Origin of the sequence: Acetobacter ascendens (assembly GCF_001766235.1) — a bacterium.
GTDB classification, from domain to species: Bacteria; Pseudomonadota; Alphaproteobacteria; order Acetobacterales; family Acetobacteraceae; genus Acetobacter; species Acetobacter ascendens.
The window spans coordinates 1548066-1570277 of record NZ_CP015164.1; the positions used below are offsets into that span (position 1 = coordinate 1548066).

General features: G+C 52.2%; 18 protein-coding genes, 1 tRNA gene and 4 pseudogenes. 7 read left to right on the plus strand and 16 right to left on the minus strand.

Annotated features, from left to right (window positions below; all coding sequences use genetic code 11):
* Window positions 1–102 precede the first annotated feature (102 nt).
* A complete protein-coding gene (locus tag A4S02_RS07445; protein ID WP_070323388.1) occupies window positions 103–807 on the plus strand; it encodes a hypothetical protein in 705 nt (234 codons plus the stop codon).
* Window positions 808–858: 51 nt separating this feature from the next.
* Here the strand turns inward: A4S02_RS07445 and A4S02_RS07450 are convergent, their stop codons facing one another.
* From A4S02_RS07450 to A4S02_RS16090, 11 genes and pseudogenes are all read right to left on the minus strand, one after another.
* On the minus strand, window positions 859–1815 hold the full coding sequence (locus A4S02_RS07450) for an alpha/beta hydrolase (protein WP_070323389.1): 957 nt from the start codon (window positions 1813–1815) through the stop codon (window positions 859–861).
* Between the two features lie 229 nt (window positions 1816–2044).
* A pseudogene (locus A4S02_RS07455) lies at window positions 2045–2347 on the minus strand (transposase); the annotation flags it as partial.
* 184 nt (window positions 2348–2531) lie between these two features.
* Window positions 2532–3917: an IS1380 family transposase gene (locus tag A4S02_RS07460; protein ID WP_070323251.1), complete on the minus strand. Its 1386-nt coding sequence runs from the start codon at window positions 3915–3917 to the stop codon at window positions 2532–2534.
* Between the two features lie 90 nt (window positions 3918–4007).
* Window positions 4008–4538: pseudogene (locus tag A4S02_RS07465) on the minus strand (IS5-like element IS12528 family transposase); the annotation flags it as partial.
* A 247-nt stretch (window positions 4539–4785) separates the two neighbouring features.
* The gene (locus A4S02_RS07470) at window positions 4786–5490 is read right to left on the minus strand and encodes a VIT1/CCC1 transporter family protein (protein ID WP_070323390.1); all 705 of its coding nucleotides are present in this window, start codon (window positions 5488–5490) and stop codon (window positions 4786–4788) included.
* Between the two features lie 133 nt (window positions 5491–5623).
* On the minus strand, window positions 5624–6976 hold the full coding sequence (locus A4S02_RS07475) for a sensor histidine kinase (RefSeq protein ID WP_070323391.1): 1353 nt from the start codon (window positions 6974–6976) through the stop codon (window positions 5624–5626).
* Window positions 6973–7644 carry a response regulator transcription factor gene (locus A4S02_RS07480; protein WP_070323392.1) on the minus strand — a complete coding sequence of 224 codons (672 nt, stop codon included), beginning with the start codon at window positions 7642–7644 and terminating at the stop codon, window positions 6973–6975. The genes A4S02_RS07475 and A4S02_RS07480 overlap by 4 nt, the downstream gene beginning before the upstream one ends.
* Window positions 7644–10718: an efflux RND transporter permease subunit gene (locus tag A4S02_RS07485; protein ID WP_070323393.1), complete on the minus strand. Its 3075-nt coding sequence runs from the start codon at window positions 10716–10718 to the stop codon at window positions 7644–7646. Before A4S02_RS07485 ends, A4S02_RS07480 begins: the two co-directional genes overlap by 1 nt.
* A complete protein-coding gene (locus A4S02_RS07490; RefSeq protein ID WP_070324214.1) occupies window positions 10718–11872 on the minus strand; it encodes an efflux RND transporter periplasmic adaptor subunit in 1155 nt (384 codons plus the stop codon). The genes A4S02_RS07485 and A4S02_RS07490 overlap by 1 nt, the downstream gene beginning before the upstream one ends.
* Window positions 11869–13104 (minus strand): TolC family protein, encoded by a 1236-nt coding sequence (locus tag A4S02_RS07495; RefSeq protein ID WP_070323394.1) that lies wholly within the window; start codon window positions 13102–13104, stop codon window positions 11869–11871. Before A4S02_RS07495 ends, A4S02_RS07490 begins: the two co-directional genes overlap by 4 nt.
* An 18-nt stretch (window positions 13105–13122) precedes the next feature.
* Complete coding sequence (locus A4S02_RS16090) at window positions 13123–13593, minus strand: hypothetical protein (protein ID WP_070323395.1); 471 nt, start codon at window positions 13591–13593, stop codon at window positions 13123–13125.
* Window positions 13594–14332: 739 nt separating this feature from the next.
* Here A4S02_RS16090 and A4S02_RS07505 point away from each other — a divergent pair.
* Both A4S02_RS07505 and A4S02_RS07510 read left to right on the plus strand, forming a co-directional pair.
* Window positions 14333–14686 (plus strand): protein kinase family protein, encoded by a 354-nt coding sequence (locus tag A4S02_RS07505; protein ID WP_070323396.1) that lies wholly within the window; start codon window positions 14333–14335, stop codon window positions 14684–14686.
* A 172-nt stretch (window positions 14687–14858) separates the two neighbouring features.
* The gene (locus A4S02_RS07510) at window positions 14859–15212 is read left to right on the plus strand and encodes a protein kinase family protein (protein ID WP_070323397.1); all 354 of its coding nucleotides are present in this window, start codon (window positions 14859–14861) and stop codon (window positions 15210–15212) included.
* 120 nt (window positions 15213–15332) lie between these two features.
* Here A4S02_RS07510 and A4S02_RS07515 read toward each other — a convergent pair whose 3' ends face one another.
* The 4 genes and pseudogenes from A4S02_RS07515 to A4S02_RS15055 form a co-directional block, all read right to left on the minus strand.
* Complete coding sequence (locus A4S02_RS07515; protein ID WP_070323398.1) at window positions 15333–16538, minus strand: IS701 family transposase; 1206 nt, start codon at window positions 16536–16538, stop codon at window positions 15333–15335.
* A gap of 58 nt (window positions 16539–16596) precedes the next feature.
* Window positions 16597–17068 (minus strand): annotated as a pseudogene (locus A4S02_RS15050) (IS5 family transposase); the annotation flags it as partial.
* Between the two features lie 183 nt (window positions 17069–17251).
* Window positions 17252–18637: an IS1380 family transposase gene (locus tag A4S02_RS07520; RefSeq protein ID WP_070323399.1), complete on the minus strand. Its 1386-nt coding sequence runs from the start codon at window positions 18635–18637 to the stop codon at window positions 17252–17254.
* 77 nt (window positions 18638–18714) lie between these two features.
* Window positions 18715–19020: pseudogene (locus A4S02_RS15055) on the minus strand (transposase); the annotation flags it as partial.
* Between the two features lie 743 nt (window positions 19021–19763).
* Between A4S02_RS15055 and A4S02_RS15060 the strand changes: the two are divergent.
* Window positions 19764–19904 (plus strand): helix-turn-helix transcriptional regulator, encoded by a 141-nt coding sequence (locus A4S02_RS15060; protein WP_231869323.1) that lies wholly within the window; start codon window positions 19764–19766, stop codon window positions 19902–19904.
* A gap of 228 nt (window positions 19905–20132) precedes the next feature.
* Here the strand turns inward: A4S02_RS15060 and A4S02_RS07530 are convergent.
* A tRNA-Ser gene (locus tag A4S02_RS07530) sits at window positions 20133–20222 on the minus strand.
* 220 nt (window positions 20223–20442) lie between these two features.
* Here A4S02_RS07530 and rplU point away from each other — a divergent pair.
* From rplU to obgE, 3 genes are all read left to right on the plus strand, one after another.
* Window positions 20443–20757, plus strand: a complete 315-nt coding sequence (rplU, locus tag A4S02_RS07535) for a 50S ribosomal protein L21 (protein ID WP_026019364.1) — start codon at window positions 20443–20445, stop codon at window positions 20755–20757.
* A gap of 48 nt (window positions 20758–20805) precedes the next feature.
* Window positions 20806–21075 (plus strand): 50S ribosomal protein L27, encoded by a 270-nt coding sequence (gene rpmA / locus A4S02_RS07540; protein ID WP_019089166.1) that lies wholly within the window; start codon window positions 20806–20808, stop codon window positions 21073–21075.
* A 108-nt stretch (window positions 21076–21183) separates the two neighbouring features.
* Window positions 21184–22203, plus strand: a complete 1020-nt coding sequence (obgE, locus tag A4S02_RS07545) for a GTPase ObgE (protein WP_070323401.1) — start codon at window positions 21184–21186, stop codon at window positions 22201–22203.
* Window positions 22204–22212 lie beyond the last annotated feature (9 nt).

The window sequence follows — 22212 nt, forward strand, 5'->3', positions numbered from 1 at the left end:
TAATTGCGCAGGCGGGTGGCCAAAAACCACCTGCTGCCAAATTTTAGACCGGGACTCCCTCCTTCTTCTCTCCAAAGATATAATTGCGGACAAAGAAGGGAGATGAATTTGAAAAAGTTACTTCTGGTTGCCATGCTGATATGGGCAACCCCAGTTATGGCCTCTTCTGCGCCGCAGAGTGTAGATGACGCCTATTCTTACGTAGATGCAGCCTCCATTTTACTCACTAATGATATCAAAACATTCTTAAGCGGCGGCAAAAGCCTTATAAATTGGGCACCAGTTTTTCCACGCCCAACAGCCGTAACTGCGCAAGCCTATTGGGCAGAATGGAAGTCTAATTCCTCTACGGCTGCAAAAAATTTTCCTATGGACAAACCCATCTACATTACTGGGCAAGCTCTTGCTGTTTCTCAAACAGGGGAAGATTTTTATGTTGATTATGCCTCCTCCCCATCAGGAATAGATAATGTACAGGCCTATCTTTCCAATAATGGTGTGAATGCTGCCTCATCTTATTCCGCTGGGGAAAAGGTCTCTCTGCTTTGTTTTCGTGCAAAAAACATGTTCCAGCCAACAGACTTGGGCGGCTGTGAAGATATAGGCAGTGTTGCACAAAATATTTTTGTAGATGCGTATAAAGATCTGGCCCTTATTGCCGCAAACAAAAGTGGGGGCAGATTGCCTTTTTCCAACGCAGCACAAAGAATGATTATTTCAGCACAAAATTGCGCGGTGCAGCTTCGCAAAGCGGCATCGGAAGCGGTTTCTACAAGAGAAATGGCTTCATGCAGAGGTGGTGGGTAAATCTAACACCGCAGCCTGACAGGCTAAATAACCTGTCAGGCACTGTTGATTTTACAGATTCAATGTGCGTTTAAGTGCTGCACAGTAGGCATCCATAAACCTACGGGAAAGTTCGGCATCCGGCACATACATATCAAACACATGGTACGCCCCCGGCACCACCATAACTTCTGTGGGTACGGCTGCAGCCATTAGGCGGGTTGCGTAATCAAGGTCTTCTTTCAAAAACAGATCCATTGATCCGACACCAATAAAGGTAGGGGGCAAACCCGCCAGATCAGTTGCTCGGCCCGCAGCTGCATATGGCGGCGTTTGTGGGCCACCCGCTTTATCATCCAGGTAAGCCTGCCATGCGTATTTATTGGCAGAGCGTGTCCAGACAAATTCGCCAAAATTGGCGCCCGGATCACTGTTTATTGCCGTGCGATCATCCAGCATGGGGTAAATAAGCAACTGAAAAGCCAGTTTGTATTCTTTTTTGTCACGCGCCATCAGGCTCAGCGCAGCACTTAAACCACCACCTGCACTTTCACCCGCAACAACAACCTTATCACGCGAAATACCAAGTTTACTGGCGTTTTCATGCACCCATTTCAGCACTGCGTAACAGTCTTCAATCGCACCGGGATATTTGACCTCAGGCGCCAGCCGATAATCTACCGAGAAAACCTGAAATCCCAGATCACTAGCCAGCTTTTGGCATTTGGGGTCCTCCACTTCTGGATGGCCAGAAACAAGACCGCCACCATGAATAAAAACCATGGCAGGCGCATTGGGCTGCACTTCACGCGGCGTATAAACAACCACACGCACATCTGGGGCATTGTTCAACCCCGGTACGTATTCTTCCCGCGTGATAACATCTGGCAGAGGCCGACCTTCTATAAGGCGCACAGATGTTAGAAAAACTTCTCGCACTTCTGGCAGTGAAAGCGACGAAAGACCATCAAAAGATGGCATTTTCTCAAGAATGGGAAGGAATTCGGGATTAACTACTGATTTTGGCATAGTAACTCGCCTCCTATTTTGCGGCTGGCATCACATACCATGCCGCAAGTTTTGCGGCTGGCATCACATACCATGCCGCAAGACAAGTGTATATACCTATGAACCATCAGAATTTATTGATTAGTATCAATATAAAAATAAAATATATCAATATTTTATATATGATTATTAAATCATCATTCATTCTATATGCATTATAAACTCGTCTTATAAGAGCCCTTTTGGAAATTCACGGATGAGCGTTTCGGCGTAGCATGAGGCTTCCCATGGCGATGTAGATCATGGCCTCTGCGACGTCGATCCGCTGTTCGTAGTCCTTCACAAGGCGACGCCAGCGGATCATCCAACCGAAGGTCCGTTCCACAACCCACCGACGCGGCAGGATTTCAAACCCTTTTGCTGTCTCTGACCGCCGGATGATCTCGACTGTGAAGTCGAGAAAAGTGGCCTTATCCATCAACTGGAGGCGGTCATAGGCTCCATCGGCAAACAGGTGCTTCACCCAAGGCCAGTGTTTGCGAATGGCATCAACGCGGATTTCTCACACTTGAGGCAATTTCGGGTCATTTTGTAGAATTCAGTCATCCCACAGGAGCCCGATCTGGAATATTGACGATATTCTGCTTCTGGCGGCGGGTTCTGAACGCAGTGAGGGTGTCACGGCCTGAGAAGGCAGTGTTGGTGGAAGCTATGTGGTCTGTGCACTGTCTGTTTCTTCAGATGGCCTGCCGGAGCCTTCGCAATCGTGCATGAGCGAGGGCGAATTCATGCTGACAGGGGAACATGTCCGGCATGGACAGGACAATCCGACGGACGCTGAGCGTTACACGTGTCGCGATTTTGAGCAGTCGTGCGCGTATGGTGCCACAGGTCGCCGTCTCCAGGCTGGTCTGGCCAAGGGCCAGTCTTTGCAGAGCGGTCAGCAGGACATAGGCTGCGGCCGAGAACCACAGCCGGAGCTGGTTGGCCCGGATGGTGTGGGACGAGGTCCTGTCTGAGAACAGATCCATCTGGCATTCCTTGATGCGGTTTTCCATATCCCCGCGTGCGCAGTAAATCTGTTCGTAGAGATGGCGGGGGTCGGACATTCCCTGCGGTAGCGTGGTGACAATAAAGCGATGATAGCGGTTGCCATGGCGCCATTCGGCCTTGGCCACGACCCGCCTGCGGCGCGTCCAGCTGTCCTTTGTGATCCAGTCAAAGGAGGCAAAGCCGCGCGCAGCTCTGCCTGTCGTGGCGGCTTCGTCACGAACCTCAGCGGACAAAGAGGCAATCCGGTCATACAGGCGGGTGTTGCCTGCAAGCCCAAACAGGAAGTCAACGTGGTTGTCTTCGCACCATGTCATCAGACTGTCCCGGGCGAAACCGCTGTCCCCACGCACCAGGATACGCACCCGGGGCCAGCGGCTCCTGATCTGCTCCACGATCCGGCGGATGTCTGCCAGTGCTTCCTTCCCCGGGTCCCTGTCTGCCGTGCGCAGGGTAGCGCTGAGGAGATGGTCCCCGCAGAAGACATACAGGGGCAGATAGCAGTTATGGCCGTAATATCCATGAAAGGCGCGGCCTTCCTGATGGCCATGGATACGGTCATCGGTGGCATCCACATCCAGAACGATCCGGGCGGGTGCGCGCTCATGCTGGTCCATGAAAAGCGTCACGAACAGGGTAGCCAGGGCCTCATGATCAGCAATGATGCGGCAGTAACGATCTGCCTGCTGCCCACTGCGCTCCAACCGGTTCAGCGTGGATTTTCCTGCCAGTGCCGCACAGTTGGCCCGGCTTCCTGACAGACGTCCCGATACCAGACCCATGACAGGATCATGACGTAAAGCGTCATGGTCATTAAGGTCTTCATAGCCCAGTGCCAGGCCCATGATCCGCTGACGGACAAGGTCTTCAACCCGGTATTCCACAAAGCCGGGATGCCGTTCATCGCGAAAACAGGCAGCAAAGCGGCGGCTGAGCCCCAGAATGTCATCAGCCTGCTTCACCAGAATGACACCGCCATCCGAACTCATGCGACCCCCGTCAAAACGGGCCACAACACGCCGTCCACAGGAGGCTGGAAACTCATACGCGCCTGCGCTACACTCTGTCTGCATCGGGTTTTCTTATAGCTTACGAAAATTTCTTTTGTGCAAAACAGACTTTTTCATAATCTAACCCGATGTACAACCCTTCTGTGAGATTTCCGCGTCAAGGATCATCTGTCCTCCTGCACTGTCCGAAATATCGGCTGTTGTCAGCTGGACCAGGAGAAGGCGGCCATCCGTATCAACTGCGATGTGACGTTTCCGACCGACGATCTTCTTGCCTGCGTCATAACCACGTGTCTTTGCGTGGGGTGCCTTGATACTCTGGCTATCAATGACACCACCCGATGGACTGGTTTCGCGTCCTGTCGCTTCACGATCGAGCATCAGACAGACATCATGAATGGTCTGGAACAGGAAACGGCGCATCAGCCTGCGGAACCACCAGTAAACCGTTTGCCATGGGCCAAAATGAACCGGAAGCATCTCCCAACCGCAGCCTGAGCGCACGAGATAGCGCAGAGCATTGATGATCTCACGGAAATCGGTTGTCCGTTTCCGACCACGCCGGTTCGCAGGGGGCATCAGAGGCGCTATGCGCTCCCATTCCTCATCTGTCAGATCAGACGGATAGCGTTTCGTCTTGCGTGTAATTCCGGCCATGCGACCTCGTTGTGCTGGCGTCCACATCCTGCCTTTGAATCACGCTCAAAACCTCTTGAAAACCTATCATAGCGAATTTCCAAAAGGGCTCTCAGAACTTAAATCTGTTCCGATATATATATTAATTAAGAAAAATTCCGCTGTTAAAGACAAAAAATAAATTATATGGTTGATGATGAATTCACATAATAAACGTTGTATTTCTACAATTATATTCCCATAAAAATAACATTTATGAAAAACAAGATGGTATTATATAATAATGATAATTCCTTTATAGGCCACCAAACATTTTCCCAACAAAAGTTGTTCCCACCATAGCGACAATACCCCAAAATAGGACGCGCAAGGTAGGCCGCAAAGGTGCAGCACCACCTGCACGGGCCCCTACAACTCCAAGTAACGCCAAGCTTATGAGTGAGACTGCGGACACAGCCCATGATACAATAGATGAAGATGAGAGTAATGCAGCCAACACCGGAAGTATTGCGCCAGACGAAAATGCCCCAGCCGATGCACAGGCCGCTTGTATTGGTCGTGCAGATGTTGCATCGGAAATACCCAATTCATCACGAGCATGAGCCCCCAATGCGTCATGCTGCATGAGTTGCTGTGCAACCTTGCACGCCAGAGCATCATCCAGCCCACGCTGGCGATATATATCAGCCAGTTCGCCAACTTCGGTATCCCAACTGCTGCCAAGCTCCTGCTTTTCACGAGCAAGATCAGCTTTTTCTGAATCTGCCTGTGAACTGACAGAAACATACTCTCCTGCAGCCATAGACATGGCTCCGGCCACGAGGCTTGATATTCCAGCCAGCAAAATATTTTCTCGACTGGCATGGGCACTCGCAACACCCATAATAAGGCTGGATGTTGACAGAATGCCATCATTCGCACCCAACACAGCGGCCCGCAGCCATCCCAAACGAGATGTTGCATGCGTTTCTTTCTGGCTGTTCAAGATATTATTTCCCATATTTGATTGATGTACTTTCAACCGCCTGCATTTTTTGAAAAACATTTCTTTTCAAAAGAGAGATCACAACAGGAATCATTTCATCTAGAACATCATACATCGCAAACATGACGCAAACCTGAACGTGTTACTGTCAAGTTTCTTCAGACAGCAATATGATTTCTGGGTTAGGGAAACATAGAGAAACACTTAATCCCCGCGCAGAACCAGTAAGAGGTGATTGTAATTGCAAGCGCGCATCCATCTGTCTGGCAATATTACTGGCAATTGCTAAACCAAGGCCGCTTCCATTTCTGGAACTGCCACCACGCACAAATGGGCTTGTCAGTTGGGCCAATGTGTCTGGGGCCAAGGCAGGACAATCATTAATAACGTCAATACAGCCCTCAGGTTTTACCTCAACCTTTACTGGCATATCGGAAGTGCCATGCAAGAGGGCATTTTCAAGTAGATTGCGCAACAGAATACCGGTTGCGTCCATATCTCCATAAACAAAAATATGGCCAATACCCTTGGCTTTTAAATTAATACTCCGGCCAGCATGTGGTAGATGCCCCAGATCATCAACCAGCACATATAATACGACCAGCAGATCAAATCGATCTCGCCGAAAAGCAACGCCAGAAGATGCACGTGAAAATTGTAGCAGTTTTTCAACCGTTCGGGCCAATCTGCGAGTGCGATCCGCAATAATTTCCACCCGCTTATTAGCCGAAGATCCTTCAGGCAACATGCGCCCCAGCATCTGTACCTGCGCAAGCAGGGCACCAAGTGGGTTACGCAATTCATGCGCTGCACTTGCTGCAAAAGCGCGTTCCGTAGAAAGTGCTGTTTTAAGGCGGGACAGAAGCGTGTTTACGGCATGCTGGATAGAAACCAGTTCGACCGGCAAATCAAGTGACGAAATAGGGCTTAAATTGCCACTGCCGCGAGATTGCATTTCATCATGCAAACGGTTCAAAGGCCGCAAGGCACGACGCACTATCAGGCGCACCAACACCCAAATTACGGGCAAAAAGATCAGTATCGGCAAAACGGCCATAGCCGTTGCGCGCCATGTGGCCTCTCGCCGATGCAACGTGGGTTCCCCAACCAAAACACGATAAGCCGTGGCCGTAGGTGCTGCAATATAAACCCTAAACAAAGGCGTATTAGCAAAACCTGTATGAATATCAGGCACAAAAGGCTCAACCGGTGCATTTTGAGAACGCAGAACAACATGGCCAGATTGATCAACAACCTGATACGCGAGTGTTCGTGGCCCCACATCGGGCACCCATGCCACGTTGTCTGACTGGGCTTTATGCGGCTGTATAGTAATGATAGCCTGCAAACGTTCGGATACTTCCTGCAAGGAATTGTCCAGACGTTCTGTTATTTCGTACCGCGTAAAACCGGCAACTGCGATACTAAGGGCAAGAAGGCTCAGCGTGACCACACACAGAACACCACTGACAATCCGGGTCGCAAGGCTCCAGTTTTTCATGCGTCTGCTCTATCGGCCAGGCAATAACCCCGGCCACGCACGGTTTTTATAACCGTATTGCCAACCTTTTTACGCAGGCGACTAATAAAAACCTCAACCGTATTACTGCCAACATCCTGATCCAGCGCATACAGGGCTGTATCAATCTGCTGGCGGGAATAAATGCGTCCGGGCCTGCGAGACAGCAATTCCATGATTGCCCATTCCCGTGCTGTTAACTCAAGTTCCATCTCGTTACGCGTTACGGAACGATTTTCCCGATCAATAACAATCTCGCCCATCTGGTAGCAGGCCTGCCTGCGTGGCGCGACATACCGGCGGGCGACTGCCGCAATCCGCGCCACCAGTTCATTCAAATCATAGGGTTTGACGATGTAATCATCCGCTCCATCGGACAAACCTGCGATCCTGTCACTGATCTGGTCTTCTGCCGTTGTGATCAGAATGGCGGTATCAAAGGACTTACGGCGGATCTCTCGCAGCAGATCGCGCCCATTGCCATCTGGCAGCCCAAGATCCAGCAGCATGAAGTCATAATCCACAGTTGCCACGGCTGCGCGTGCATCTTCCAGAGTCATGAACCAATCCACAGCATGTCCATCCTGCCGCATACGCTCCTGCACGGCTGCCCCAAGATCGTGCTCGTCTTCCACAATGAGGATACGCATCAGTTCTGAACCTCCTCTCGCATGACACGAGCATACAGGGATGGCAGCACCAGCAGAGTGAGCAGCGTGGATGTCACCAGTCCGCCAATCACCACACTGGCCAAAGGTCTTTCCACTTCTGCCCCGGCACTTTCAGAAAACGCCATGGGAAAGAAGCCAAGGCTGGCCACCAACGCCGTAGCCATAACCGGTCTGAAGCGGGCTTTTGCGCCCACAAAAGCCGCCTGCGCCACGGCCATCCCTCGCGCGCGCAATGCGGCTATTTCGCTCACCAGCACAACGCCATTCAGAATAGCCACCCCAAACAGGGCAATAAATCCAATACCTGCTGAAATACTGAAGGGCATTCCACGTAATGTCAGCATAATAATGCCGCCGGTTGCAGCCACAGGCAGATTGATAAAAACCAAGAGTGCGGGCCGGATTGCGCCAAAGGTTACAGCCAGCAAAGCAAATATCAGACCAAGAGCAAGAGGCAGAACAATTTCCAGACGTTGCACAGCTGAATGCAGGTTACGGAACTGCCCATCCCATTGCATGGTGTAGCCCGATGGCAGATGCACATCATGCGTCACACGCTGCTGCGCCTCGGTAACAAAGGAGGCAAGATCCCGCCCTCGCACATTCGCTTGCACAACCATGCGGCGGCGCACACCATCACGACTGATACGTGGTGTACCATCAACTTCATGCACACGCGCCACTTGTGAAAGCATGACATTCCCCTGCCCATCCATACGCCGGACAGGCAAGGCAGCAATAGCTGCCGCTGAAGCCACATGGCGGCCGTTCAGGCGCACCTGCGTGCTGATAATGGCATTGCCAACAATAACAGGCCGCGCACCAACATGCCCGCCTATGGCTTCCACCGTATCCAGAATATCCTGTACTGCCACGTTGCGGCTGGCAGCCTGTGCGCGATCAATGTCCACCACAACCAGCGGCACACTGCCATCACCCGCCGCTGCCACATCTGCGGCACCTTTTACACTTGAAATAGCAGCTACAACCTTGCCCCCCAGAGTGGCGAGTGTTGCCAGATCATCACCAAAAATCGAAACCGCAATCTGTGTTCTTACGCCAGAGAGCAGATCATCCATGCGCATCTGCACCGGCTGGCTCCAGGAATACAGCGCATCTGGCAATTCTCGCCGCAGTGTCTCATCCATTGCAGCCACCAACCCAGCCTGCGTACGCGCGGTTTTCCATGTTGATGGCGGATTGAGAAGAATGAAGCTGTCAGTCTCATTCACACCCATCGGATCTGTGGGAATGGCGGATGTGCCAGTGTTGCTGACAACCGTTTTGACCTCAGGAAAACGCCGCAAAATCTGTTCCTGTTTGGTCACCGATGCAAGTACAGTCTCCAGAGATGCTGAGGGCAGACGTGTGGTGGTAACAGCCAAAGCCCCTTCATCAAGCTGGGGAATGAACTCCCCGCCCAGACGTGTTGCAAGACCTGCCGATAACACCAGAACAGCCAGCGTGCCCCCAAACAGAAGCCGCGGATGTGCTTCTCCCCACTCTGTCAGATGTGCATATGGAGCGCGCAGGCGAGCAATCAGCCATGTATCTCCTTTTGGCCGCACACGCGCCAGAGTCAGAGCCGCAATTACGGGAATACAGATGAAGCAGTAAGCCAGCGAAGCTAGAAGCGCCATGATAACCGTTTGCGCCATGGGCCGGAACATATGCCCTTCAATGCCCTGCAGGGTAAGAATAGGCAGATAGACCATAATGATGACCAGTATGGCGAAGCCGACAGGCCGTATGACCTGCTGAACGGACGAGACAACCAGCGGCATAAACGCGGCTTCTGGCTCCTCCTCCCGCCTTGAAAGGATATGCTCAATAACCACCAATGAGCCATCAACAATCATGCCAAAATCAATTGCGCCAAGGCTAAGCAGATTAGCTGAAATGCCAAAATACCGCATACCGGCCATGGCGCAGACAAGAGCCACTGGAATAACGGAGGCAATTACCAGAGCGGCCTGCCAGCTTCCAATCACAACCACAAGCACCGCTATCACCAGCACGGCACCCATCAGCAGGTTATCGCGCACGGTCGCAATTGTTTGCCCGGTTAATGTGGCGCGGGTGTAATAGGGCTCCAATGTAACACCTGCTGGCAGGGATTGCCTTATACCGGGCAAGGCATGATTGATGGCGGCCAATGTAGCGTTGGAACTTGCGCCACTTTCCATCATCACCACGCCAATCACAATTTCGCCCTGCCCATCACGGGTAACAGCGCCAAGACGTGTGCGTGCGCCAGTTGTAATGCGCCCAAGATCACGCAGGCGTATAATGGAGCCATCGGCATTGGCGCGTACGGCAATGTTGCCAAAATCAGCAAGACTGCCCACCAACCCACGCCCGACCACACTCTGCTGCTCGGCATGATGAGTGATCCACCCACCGCCTGATGCCGCATTGTTTGCATCCACCGCGCGATAAACCTCACTCACTGAAAGGTTGCTGGCAATCAGCCGGGCAGGATCCAGCGCAACCTCATAGGTTTCTTCCGCGCCACCATTGACGTTTACATCCACAACACCCGGTACAAGCCGCATCTGCGGCACTACCGTCCAGTTCATGATCCGGTTGAGTTCCATAAGTGAGCGCCCCGCCCCCTTGATCTGGAACTGCATGATTTCACCCATGCCCGTTGCAAGCGGCCCCATGCTTACAGTAATGCCCGGCACAGATATGGAACCCCGCGCCTGCTGGATGCGTTCATTCACCCGTGTGCGGTCAAGATTGATATCCGTATCATCAGCAAACTGCACATAAACAACCGAGACCCCACCACGAGAAACCGATCGCAGATCCGTCATGCCGGGAATACCAGTCATGCTGGCTTCAACCGGAAAGGTGATCAGTTTTTCCACTTCCTCGGTCGCAAGGCCGGGCGCCACAACAGAGACAAGAACCTGCTTTGGTGAAATATCTGGCACAGCCTCCACAGGCAGTTCCAGCACTGCCATAATACCTGCCGCCAATATCAGAGCCAGTCCACCCAGCACTGGCATACGGGCCCGCAGCAAAGTCTCCAGGTATTTACGGGCCATCAGTCTGCGTCCATTCCGGCCAGCCCGATAATTGATTTCAGGGCAAAACTGCCGTAGCTGACCACTGCCTCACCCTCTTTCAAGCCTGAGCTTACAACCGCGTGCTTACCATCATCCAAGGCTATATTCACCATCACAGGCCGGTAATGCGTTTTATCTATCTGCACAAACACGACGTTATGGACACCAATTTTCTGAATGGCATCTGAAGGCAGGACAATTCCCGTTACACTGTCACGCTCCGTCAGGCTGGCATCCAGCACCATGCCTGGAACCAACGCACCAGTTGGGTTGGAAACACGGCTGATAACACGCACCAACCCTGTTTGCGGGTTGGCCATACCATCCACTGTATCAATCCGGGATGTGATGGCACCATCGTTGGTCTCTGTGGTCTGTAGTCCCCCGGGCTGAAGACGTGCTGCCTGTTCCGGCGCAATGTCCGAAACAATCCACACGTCAGATAGATCTGCCACGCTCGCCACGTTTGTAGTTGGCGTTAGGTCTGCAGCGACAGATGTGTCCAGCGTTTGCACCATACCATCAACCGGAGAGATCAGGGTTGATACCTCATCCTGCTGTTTCCGACTGCTTTGTTCAGAGGATGAATTGAACTCCTCATTAAACCGATGACCCAATGTATCCACATCTGCCTGTCGGGCCCGCATGGTTGCATCTGCCTGCGCCAGAATATCCTGCCTGCGGCGCAGCTCTGCCAATGAAAGGGTTTGACCAACCAGTTGTTTTGCGCGCTGCACTGCGGCTGCAGCATCATTTCTACTGGCAATGGCAGCTGTTAACGCGGCACGCATCTGAATGGCCTGAAGCCGTGCACCATGAAGGGAATGATCCTGATAGCGCAGCAGAGCCTGTCCTTTACGGACCGAAGCACCTGGCTGCACCAAAACGTCCAGCACTTTGCCACTTCCGGCTGAGTGGATATACACAAGCCGCGTGGTATCGGGCATAACCCGGCTGACAACTGGCAAAATACGAGAAAACTTACCATATTTTGAAAATATTACTGTAATACCTTCATTTTTTATCGCTTCTGTATCCAGCGCGACAACTGAAGGGAGTATCTGATCTTCCGCATTGGCGAGAGACGACATACAAAAACACACAGCGAAATACAGAAGGATGCGCCCTTTCATGGTGTAATCCCCATGGCAATCATCATACGCAGCGTTGCGGCATGCCATTCCACCTCTGCACGGGCGTTGGCAAATTGCGCATTGCAGGCGGCCTGTTCTGCCTGCATGACAGTTTCGAGTGTTGCCTCTCCCACCCGCCATGTATGCTCTTCTGCCGCTGCACGCTTTTGCATATTTGCGGCGGCTATACGGGTGGTCTGCCGGGCCGCTGTGGCGGCCATCAGCCGAGCCCGCACACGGGATATTTCCAGATGCACCATGCGCCGGGCCTGTATTTCCTGACTATTGGCAGAAGCAAGCCTGTTGCTGGCCTCAGACATAATCGGTGTATTCCGGACCTCGCTTGGTAGTGGGATGCTGAAATTGACACCAACCCGGTCATCCCATGGGCTGCCATACTGTTTTTCATGAATTACATCGATGCCCAGTTCCGGGTTGGGCATAAAAGAGCGGCGGGCAAGCTTCATATTAGCTTGTGCGGCTTCAACATTTTTGTGTGCGGCTTTTACGCGCGGATCATTGTCTTCCATATCACGTGGTTCCACAAACCGCACATGTGCCATATCTGCGCCATGAGAAAGATCAACCTCAACTGGCTGGGTAAATAAAACTTCCAGTTCAGCCTGAGAATTTTCCAGATATTCCTGCGCCAATGCCTGTTCATTACGGGCATTTTCCATTTCTGACTGTGCTATCTGGCTTTCCGAAGATGAAGATTCACCCATATGCGCAGAATGGGCAATCAAACTGTTTATCCTGCTTGCATACTCATACAGTTGATTTGCCGCCTTTAAACGTTCCCGAGCAATCTGTGCTTTGGCCGCCCCATCCAATATCCTTATGGAAAGCGACAGGTGTTCAACATTTAGCTGCTCATCCAGAGATGCAGCTTCAGCACTTGCGACCTGACGCGTGGCGCTTCCCTGCCCTGGCAACCAGAGCGGTACGGACACCCCTCCCTGATAGGTGGTGTACCCTTCATTACTCCCGATTGCATGGTCATCCATATATTCACCAGACAGAGTTGGTCCGCCAGCAAACCATGATCCTGCCGCACTGCTGCGCGCCTTTGCAGAATGATGGCCAACCTGCAATTCCGTACGCACAGGATCAACCGCCCAGGCTATATTAACGGCTCTATGAAAATCTATTTTTTCTGGCATGTTCTGGGCATTCGCGGAAAATATGTCCAATGAAAATGTCACAATACTTAACAGCAGGATTTCACGCATGAGGTTACACGCAGCCTTCTACGGAATAATCGGCTTGTTATGCGTAATTCGGGAGGCGAGGTCATTCCATAGATTGACCGTTGCCAAGTTGATGTCGCCTTTTATGGATGAAGGTGACTGGGTGCGTGAAAAAGACGTCAGGGCCATGCGTTCACCAATCACAAAACGCCCTTGCGAAAATAATGTGACGGAAAGCGATCCCAACCGCCCCTGCCCGGCCGGCCGCTTGATAGACACCCGCATATGTGGTGGAGGCACAGCAATGGCGTGAAATACCTGAAGTTCTGTTTCTCCTATAGGACAGGCAACACTCTGCAAGACTGCAGGCCGTAAAACAGAATGTGGATAGCCCGCATATGAGCCATCTATATGCAGAAGAATACCTTCTTCCGTTCCCTTACAGATACTTTCTGTTTCGGTATAAGAGACACATCCGCACAGGCTGAGTGTTATCAGAATTGACAATCCGTAACGTATTACCCGTTGCATAACCTGTATCTGGCCTTCCTAATACGATCCACAGCACGCCGTTGTTGCGTTGGCATCTTTGCCCCTATAACGCGCTAAGATGACGTGAACCTGAATGGCCACCAGACAACGGGTTTCTACGTAGAAAGAAATGCCTCGTCAGGTCACAGGCCTGACATAGAACATGATGTGTAAAGTTATGCCTCTGAACTACTTCAGTCTGGCCAAGAACTGTTCAAATATCTTTTGTTTTTTATGATAAATCTATCACCTGAGCAAAAACTCCGGCAACCATGCAAAAAGATTCAGAGATTCCGCTTACGCCTCATCCCGGTCATTCTCGATCCAAACGAACTTTCCCTAAAGCTGACATGATTTTGCACTTTGGCCTCAGCGAACTCCAAGTTGGAAGCTGAACGCTGGTTTTTGGTCTTTATGGCTATTGCTAACGTCGAAGTCCTTGCGACGTGAGGCAACCTGACTTGCTGCGACGACACAAAAATGTCTTCACACCTACAGAAGGCCCATTCAGTCAGAGCAAGCTCCGCCAGGTGCTTCGTCGGCACCCAATTATGGGTTCATAGAAAAATTTACATCGCGTCATTGCCTATCTTCTTGTCCGAGCAGCTAACAGCGTAACCTCAAAGCGAAGACAGTTTAGAGGAACACTTCGCAGCCGCTATCGAACCGCTCTTCTTAAGGATGCTCTCGTCTGGTAAAAATATTCTGGTGAGACAATTATTATTCAAAACGAGCAGTAATGGGTACTAAATTAAAAGCCCTCAAAGTAGGCGATAAACTCGGGAACTGGACGCTTGTTGAAGCTATCGATTCCGGCGGAAACGCAGATGTGTGGCGGGCTTCGCATTCAGATTATCCAAACGCGGCCATTAAAATCCTGCGTGATCTCGGAGAGGAACCTTATGCTAGATTCCGCAATGAAATCTCTGCTTTGCAAAAACTAGACGATTTGAAAGGCATCGTGCCGATGCTAGACTTCTGCTTTCCGGATGGAAAGAGCGCGCGTCCTTGGTATGTCATGCCTCTGGCAACCGGAAGCACAGAGTTTCTGAAAAAGGCTGACAAAAGATCGATCGTCTTGGGGAGACGCTGACTACCCTCCACGCGAAAACAATCGCACACTGGGACATCAAACCGCAGAACCTTCTCGGCTGGGACGACCGTCTATGTTTCTCGGAATTCGGACTTGTGAAATACCCCGATCTCACCCCCATCACTAAGCCTCGCCGTGACGTCGGTGCCAAGTTTATACGATGGCGCCGGAAATGCGGCGGGAAGCCGCCGGCGCGGATGGTCTGCCCGCCGATGTGTTCTCGTTTGCGAAAACGCTTTGGATTTTCCTGACCGGAGAACCTCTTGGGTTCGACGGGCCGTATGTGGCGTTATCGAGAGTCGGCTTGAAGAATTTCATGCCAGAGGAATATACCACCACATTGGATGTATTGCTCACCGATTGCACGCAACATGATCCAGTCGAACGCCCTTCTATCGACCAGGTCGTGAAACGTCTGCAGGAATGGTTGAAGATTGTCGACGACTTTCAACTGCGCAATGCGAATGAATGGTCCGAGTTTTCTAGCACTACAGTTGCATTTTGTGTCGTGAGTGAGCGCGGATAGCGCTGGCCTGATGTGTTCGTCGAAAGACGGACCATCTGAGGATGTGAGAGACAGGTAGTCTGCGTTGTGCAAGTTTTACGACGAGGCGCCTGATTTCCTGAATGGACCAGCGGACGACGATTATCGTGTTCTGCGTTGTGTTTTTTTCGGTTTCAATGAGTTTGCCTGATACCGGACACTTGCCATGACGGCATAGGCCAGCATGACCAGAGAGACATGCCGATGCCAACCATGCCAGGAGCGGGTCTCGTTATGATCAAGACCAAATTCGTTTTTGGCCGTCTCGAAACATTCTTCGATCCTCCAGCGCGTCCCTTCAACGTTCACGAGTTCCTGCGTGGTTGTCCCTTTCGGGCTCCAGGTCGTAAAATAGGCAAGGTCCCCGTCAGAGATGTTTCGGCGGATCAACAGGCCACGTGTCCATGGTCCGGCTATAGGGCTGTCAAATTCTTCAGCATCCAGATCAGCAAGCGGAAGATACGCCCAGTCATAAAGTCGCTCACCTTTTGTGCCGTGCCCCGCTGACAGACGACGCCAGGCCTGGTCTGGCAGTCCTGCTGCAATATCTTTCGCCTCTCCGGCAATCAGCGGTTCCATTGTCCATGATCCGAACCAGTGATTGCCCTTGACCCCAAGAACGTATCCAATTCCTGCCCGGCGAAGCGTGCGTTCCACATCGCCGACGCCATACACGCTGTCTGCTGCAACCCAGCGGAAGGGCACACCGGCCTCAATATTCCGCTCAATCATCATTGAGGCTAACGCCGGTTTGGTTGCGAACACCACGTCATCGGGAACGTGGGCCTGCTTCAGGCGCTCAGGCTTTGATGTCCAGTCTTTTGGAAGATACAGGGCGCGGTCAATAAAGGCATGCCCCCGTTCCGAAACATAAGCGCCAAACACACCAATCTGGCAGTTCGTGATCTTGCCGGCAGATCCCGTATACTGCCGCCCCACACCGCAGGACGCCTGACCCTTCTTCAGAAAACCGGTCTCATCAATGACCAGCACGCCCTCTTCAGTGCCCAGATGCTCAATCACATAATCCCTGACGACATCACGAAGGACCTCGGCATCCCAGTGCCCGCGCCCCAGAAGCGCCTGCTGCCGCCATGGACCGGGATCTCCTACGGCTTCCGCTCGCATCCATCCCGTCTTGCGTGGTTCATTGCCAATCAGAACGTCAAGGAAGGCACACGCAGAAGCCGCAACACGCTTCTGCGTGAACAGCGGCGCCATCCGATCCTTGGCGGACCGAAGCGAGCGCGCCCATAATTCCAGCGTCTCTTCAACAGACGCACCGCCACTCATCATATCCTGAATCATGGTTACCCATAAATTCAGAACTCAATGCAAAATGCAACTGTAGTGCTAGGGCGTGTCGTCAGTTAATTCCGATGATGGCGGAGACGAGTTGCGCTGCTGCGAAGAATGTTGACTTCAGCTTGTCGTAGCGCGTTGCAATGCCTCTGAACTGCTTCAGCCTGGCAAGAAGCGTTCAATGATGTTTCTGTTTTTGTAGAGCTGGAAGCTTATTTTCCGTGAATCGCGTCGGTTTTTCCTTGAAGGGATAACCGGTGTAATCTGCCGTTCTTCGAGCTTTTCGATAAGCGGATCAGCGTCATAAGCCTTGTCAGCGATAAAGGTTGCAGGGTCGACTTCATCCAGCAGGCGGTCTGCTTCCGTGATGTCCGCTCTCTGCCCGGGCGTCAGGGACAGGGCGACCGCCTTTCCTGCGGCATCGACAATGGCGTGAATTTTCGAGGTCAGTCCGCCACGGGACCGCCCGATGGCCTGATCCGCTCCCCTTTTTTACGGGCACCCGCACTGTGCTGGTGAGCCCGGATAATCGTCGCGGATTTCTCACACTTGAGGCAATTTCGGGTCATTTTGTAGAGTTCAGTCATCCCACAGGAGCCCGATCTGGAATATTGACGATATTCTGCTTCTGGCGGCGGGTTCTGAACGCAGTGAGGGTGTCACGGCCTGAGAAGGCAGTGTTGGTGGAAGCTATTGTGGTCTGTGCACTGTCTGTTTCTTCAGATGGCCTGCCGGAGCCTTCGCAATCGTGCATGAGCGAGGGCGAATTCATGCTGACAGGGGAACATGTCCGGCATGGACAGGACAATCCGACGGACGCTGAGCGTTACACGTGTCGCGATTTTGAGCAGTCGTGCGCGTATGGTGCCACAGGTCGCCGTCTCCAGGCTGGTCTGGCCAAGGGCCAGTCTTTGCAGAGCGGTCAGCAGGACATAGGCTGCGGCCGAGAACCACAGCCGGAGCTGGTTGGCCCGGATGGTGTGGGACGAGGTCCTGTCTGAGAACAGATCCATCTGGCATTCCTTGATGCGGTTTTCCATATCCCCGCGTGCGCAGTAAATCTGTTCGTAGAGATGGCGGGGGTCGGACATTCCCTGCGGTAGCGTGGTGACAATAAAGCGATGATAGCGGTTGCCGTGGCGCCATTCGGCCTTGGCCACGACCCGCCTGCGGCGCGTCCAGCTGTCCTTTGTGATCCAGTCAAAGGAGGCGAAACCGCGCGCAGCTCTGCCTGTCGTGGCGGCTTCGTCACGAACCTCAGCGGACAAAGAGGCAATCCGGTCATACAGGCGGGTGTTGCCTGCAAGCCCGAACAGGAAGTCAACGTGGTTGTCTTCGCACCATGTCATCAGACTGTCCCGGGCGAAACCGCTGTCCCCACGCACCAGGATACGCACCCGGGGCCAACGGCTCCTGATCTGCTCCACGATCCGGCGGATGTCTGCCAGTGCTTCCTTCCCCGGGTCCCTGTCTGCCGTGCGCAGGGTAGCGCTGAGGAGATGGTCCCCGCAGAAGACATACAGGGGAAGATAGCAGTTATGGCCGTAATATCCATGAAAGGCCCGGCCTTCCTGATGGCCATGGATACGGTCATCGGTGGCATCCACATCCAGAACGATCCGGGCGGGTGCGCGCTCATGCTGGTCCATGAAAAGCGTCACGAACAGGGTAGCCAGGGCCTCATGATCAGCAATGATGCGGCAGTAACGATCTGCCTGCTGCCCACTGCGCTCTAGCCGGTTCAGCGTGGATTTTCCTGCCAGTGCCACACAGTTGGCCCGGCTTCCTGACAGACGTCCCGATACCAGACCCATGACAGGATCATGACGTAAAGCGTCATGGTCATTAAGGTCTTCATAGCCCAGTGCCAGGCCCATGATCCGCTGACGGACAAGGTCTTCAACCCGGTATTCCACAAAGCCGGGATGCCGTTCATCGCGAAAACAGGCAGCAAAGCGGCGGCTGAGACCCAGAATGTCATCAGCCTGCTTCACCAGAATGACGCCCCCATCCGAACTCATGCGACCCCCGTCAAAACGGGCCACAACACGCCGTCCACAGGAGGCTGGAAATTCATACGCGCCTGCGCTACACTCTGTCTGCATCGGGTTTTCTTATAGCTTACGAAAATTTCTTTTGTGCAAAACAGACTTTTTCATAATCTAACCCGATGTACAACCCTTCTGTGAGATTTCCGCGTCGTGCAGTCGATCATCATATATCCGTTGTCACGATCGGCGGCCAGATGCCGGAAAACCTGCTCGATGACACCGCTTTCGCACCAGCGGCGCAGACGTCTGTGAACATTCTTCCAATCCCCGAACCGCGCTGGCAGGTCACGCCAGGGAATGCCTGCGCGGTAGCGATACACCACCGCTTCCACAAGCAGACGGTTATCGGCGGCCGTTCCGTCGACATGACCTTCACGACCCGGGAGAAGATCTTTTATCCGTTCCCACTGGCTGTCACTCAGGCCATATCGTCGCATTCATTCTCTCCCTGAAAACAGAGAGAAAACATCACAGATTGAATTGCCCCGGGTATTGATGTCTCCACAAAACCCGGGGCAATTCATTCAGTTCACATCAGGATGGCAGACTCTCCATAGGTGGGCAAAGGATATAATTAGTCATTATTTTTTCAAAATGATCCATCCCGATCTGATTTCCCAGACTCCGATTCGAATCTGATTCGCAGCAGAAGTGATACTTTTATAGTCGCTTCAATTGATACCGTTTATGATCTGAAAAAGTAAATGATCAGAATTCAACTGAAAAACCAAACAATTCTATGATTTTCTCGCATATTCTGATTCCAGAAATATGAATATCCTTATAAAATAACCGATATTTTTTCTTCTTTCACCAAAAATACTAACAGGGAACTTATATCATATAGATCAAACTCTCATTGCGTAGATTGTTGAAGTTCTATAACCGCAGAAAATTCAAACTTATACTATGATAAACAAAGTAAAAACATAATAATCCAAAAATAAATAGAAAGCACACATTATTTTTTCCTGAATTTAGGGAATTTTTCGTTGTTTTACACAATACACAACTTTAGAAATTTGATTATTAGTTATTTTTCCTGTATCAATACATACATCAGGGAATACCCTCCTGCATTCCACAATAAATATAAGTATTGTGGATACTATACTTCTGACGGAGAAATAAAATGTGTGAAAACTTACTCACACTGAAGCAGGTGTGCGAGCGCGTGTCGATGTCGCCATCGTACGTGAGACTCTTGATCAGAAATGACAAATTTCCTCCTGCCACACATAAAATCAGTCCGCGCACTGTTCGTTGGCTTGAGTCGACCGTCACAGAGTGGATACAGCTGAACGCCAAAAACAATAATTAAATCTACCCTTCCCTGCTCTATGGATTTCAGAAATATCTACTGGAATCCATAGAGCAGAGAGAACCACAGAACTCTTTACCGGGAATGGGAATCCCCATTTCCGGCCATTTCAACGCTTCCGATGCCTCAGGAGTGTCATCGCATCGGGCTGGTCTTTCATAAGCATATCCGCCCAAATCTGGGCCAGTTGCCTTCGCCGTTCTATGGACTGTCATGGGATATATCAAATGGCGGAGAGAGAGGGATTCGAACCCTCGGTACGCTTGCGCGCACAACGGTTTTCGAGACCGCCCCGTTCGACCGCTCCGGCATCTCTCCTATAGCGCGGGCTTATAGACACGCTTTTATAGCCCATGCAAGTGCATAGGCCCCATATTTCTATTGACGCGCCCTACCCTGACCGCTTAAAAATCCGCCCTAATCCACACAGATGGAACCATGCTGCGCGCATTGTGCAGCCAAAGAAGAAAAAGCGACCAGAATTTTCGCCTGTATCTGAATGGTGCCGCGAGAATCCAGAGATCGGAAGAGACAGTTTATGTACGCAGTTATCCGCACCGGCGGCAAGCAGTACCGGGTTGAGCCCAACATGGTGCTGAAGGTTGAAAAGCTGGAAGTTGAAGCCGGCGCAACCGTTACATTTGATGAAGTTCTGGCCGTTGGTGGCGAAAGCGGCAGCCAGATTGGTGCCCCTACCGTGGCTGGCGCAAAGGTAACGGCAACCGTTATCGCTCAGGACCGCCTCAAGAAGGTCATCATCTTCAAGAAGCGCCGTCGGCAGAACAGCCGCCGTAAAAATGGTCACCGCCAGCCGGTTACCGTTCTGCGCATTCAGGAAATCAACGCAGCCTGAACCCACATTAGGGATTCAGACTGGTTAAGACCACGGAGAACTTAGGTCATGGCACAAAAAAAAGCTGGCGGTTCATCCCGTAACGGGCGCGATAGCGCCGGACGCCGCCTTGGCGTCAAGAAATTTGGTGGCGAGCAGGTTATTGCTGGCAACATCATCGTGCGCCAGCGTGGCACGAAGGTGAAAGCTGGCGTAAACGTTGGTGTTGGCAAAGACCACACCCTGTTTGCCCTGACTAACGGTAATGTTCGCTTCGAACGCCGTGCAGAAGGCCGCGTACACGTTTCTGTGGATGCGCTGCCTGCCGCTGCTGAATAAGCAGTTCGGTTTTTCCACCGCACGTTTTCCCGTGTGGCCGGAGCAGAAACAGGGGCCGGTCCTCAGGATCGGCCCTTTTTCGCGTTCTGGACTTGAGTAAGGTATGTCATGAAGTTTCTGGATCAGGCAAAAATCTACGTCCGCTCAGGAGATGGCGGAGATGGCGTGACAGCCTTCCGGCGGGAAAAGTATATTGAATTCGGCGGCCCCGATGGTGGGAATGGCGGACGCGGTGGCGATATTATTTTTGAAGCCGTACCCAACCTGAACACTCTAATCGATTTTCGCTACACGCAGCACTTCCGTGCGCGCAAAGGCGGCAACGGCGCCGGGGCTGACCGCACAGGGGCTGCGGCCTCTGCTGTTATCATCAAAGTGCCCATTGGCACCCAGATTATGGATGATGATCGCGTAACCCTACTGGCGGATTTGAACGAAGCTGGTAAACGCATCACCCTTTGCCGCGGGGGCGATGGCGGCTACGGCAATGCGCATTTTAAAAGCAGCACCAACCGTGCCCCCCGTCGGTCTGATAAAGGCTGGCCGGGTGAAGAGCGCTGGGTTTGGCTACGCCTTAAGCTGATTGCGGATGTCGGCCTTGTTGGTCTGCCCAATGCTGGCAAATCCACATTCCTTTCTGTTGTTTCTGCTGCAAAGCCCAAAATTGCCGATTATCCCTTTACAACATTGCATCCTCAGCTTGGCGTTGTGCGCCTTTCCATGACGGAAGAGTTTGTTGTAGCGGATATTCCCGGCCTTATTGAAGGCGCACATGAAGGCACCGGGCTTGGAGACCGCTTTCTGGGCCATGTTGAACGCTGCGCTGTATTGCTGCACCTTATTGATGGTGCCGCTGGCAGCGTTGTAGACGCATGGCGTACTATTCGGCATGAGCTTGCCGCTTATGATGGCGGGCTTGCAGAAAAGCCGGAAATCATCGCTCTGAACAAAATGGATGCCATGACCCCGCGGGAAGCTTCTTCCCGGCGCGCTGCGCTGGAAAAAGCCAGTGGCGCACCAGTGGTGTTGATTTCTGCGGCAACCCATCAGGGCGTGCCAGAACTTTTGCGCATGCTCCAGAATCAGGTTACCGAAAACCGCAAGAATGCGGATAAAAACCCCGCCTGAACACTTAGC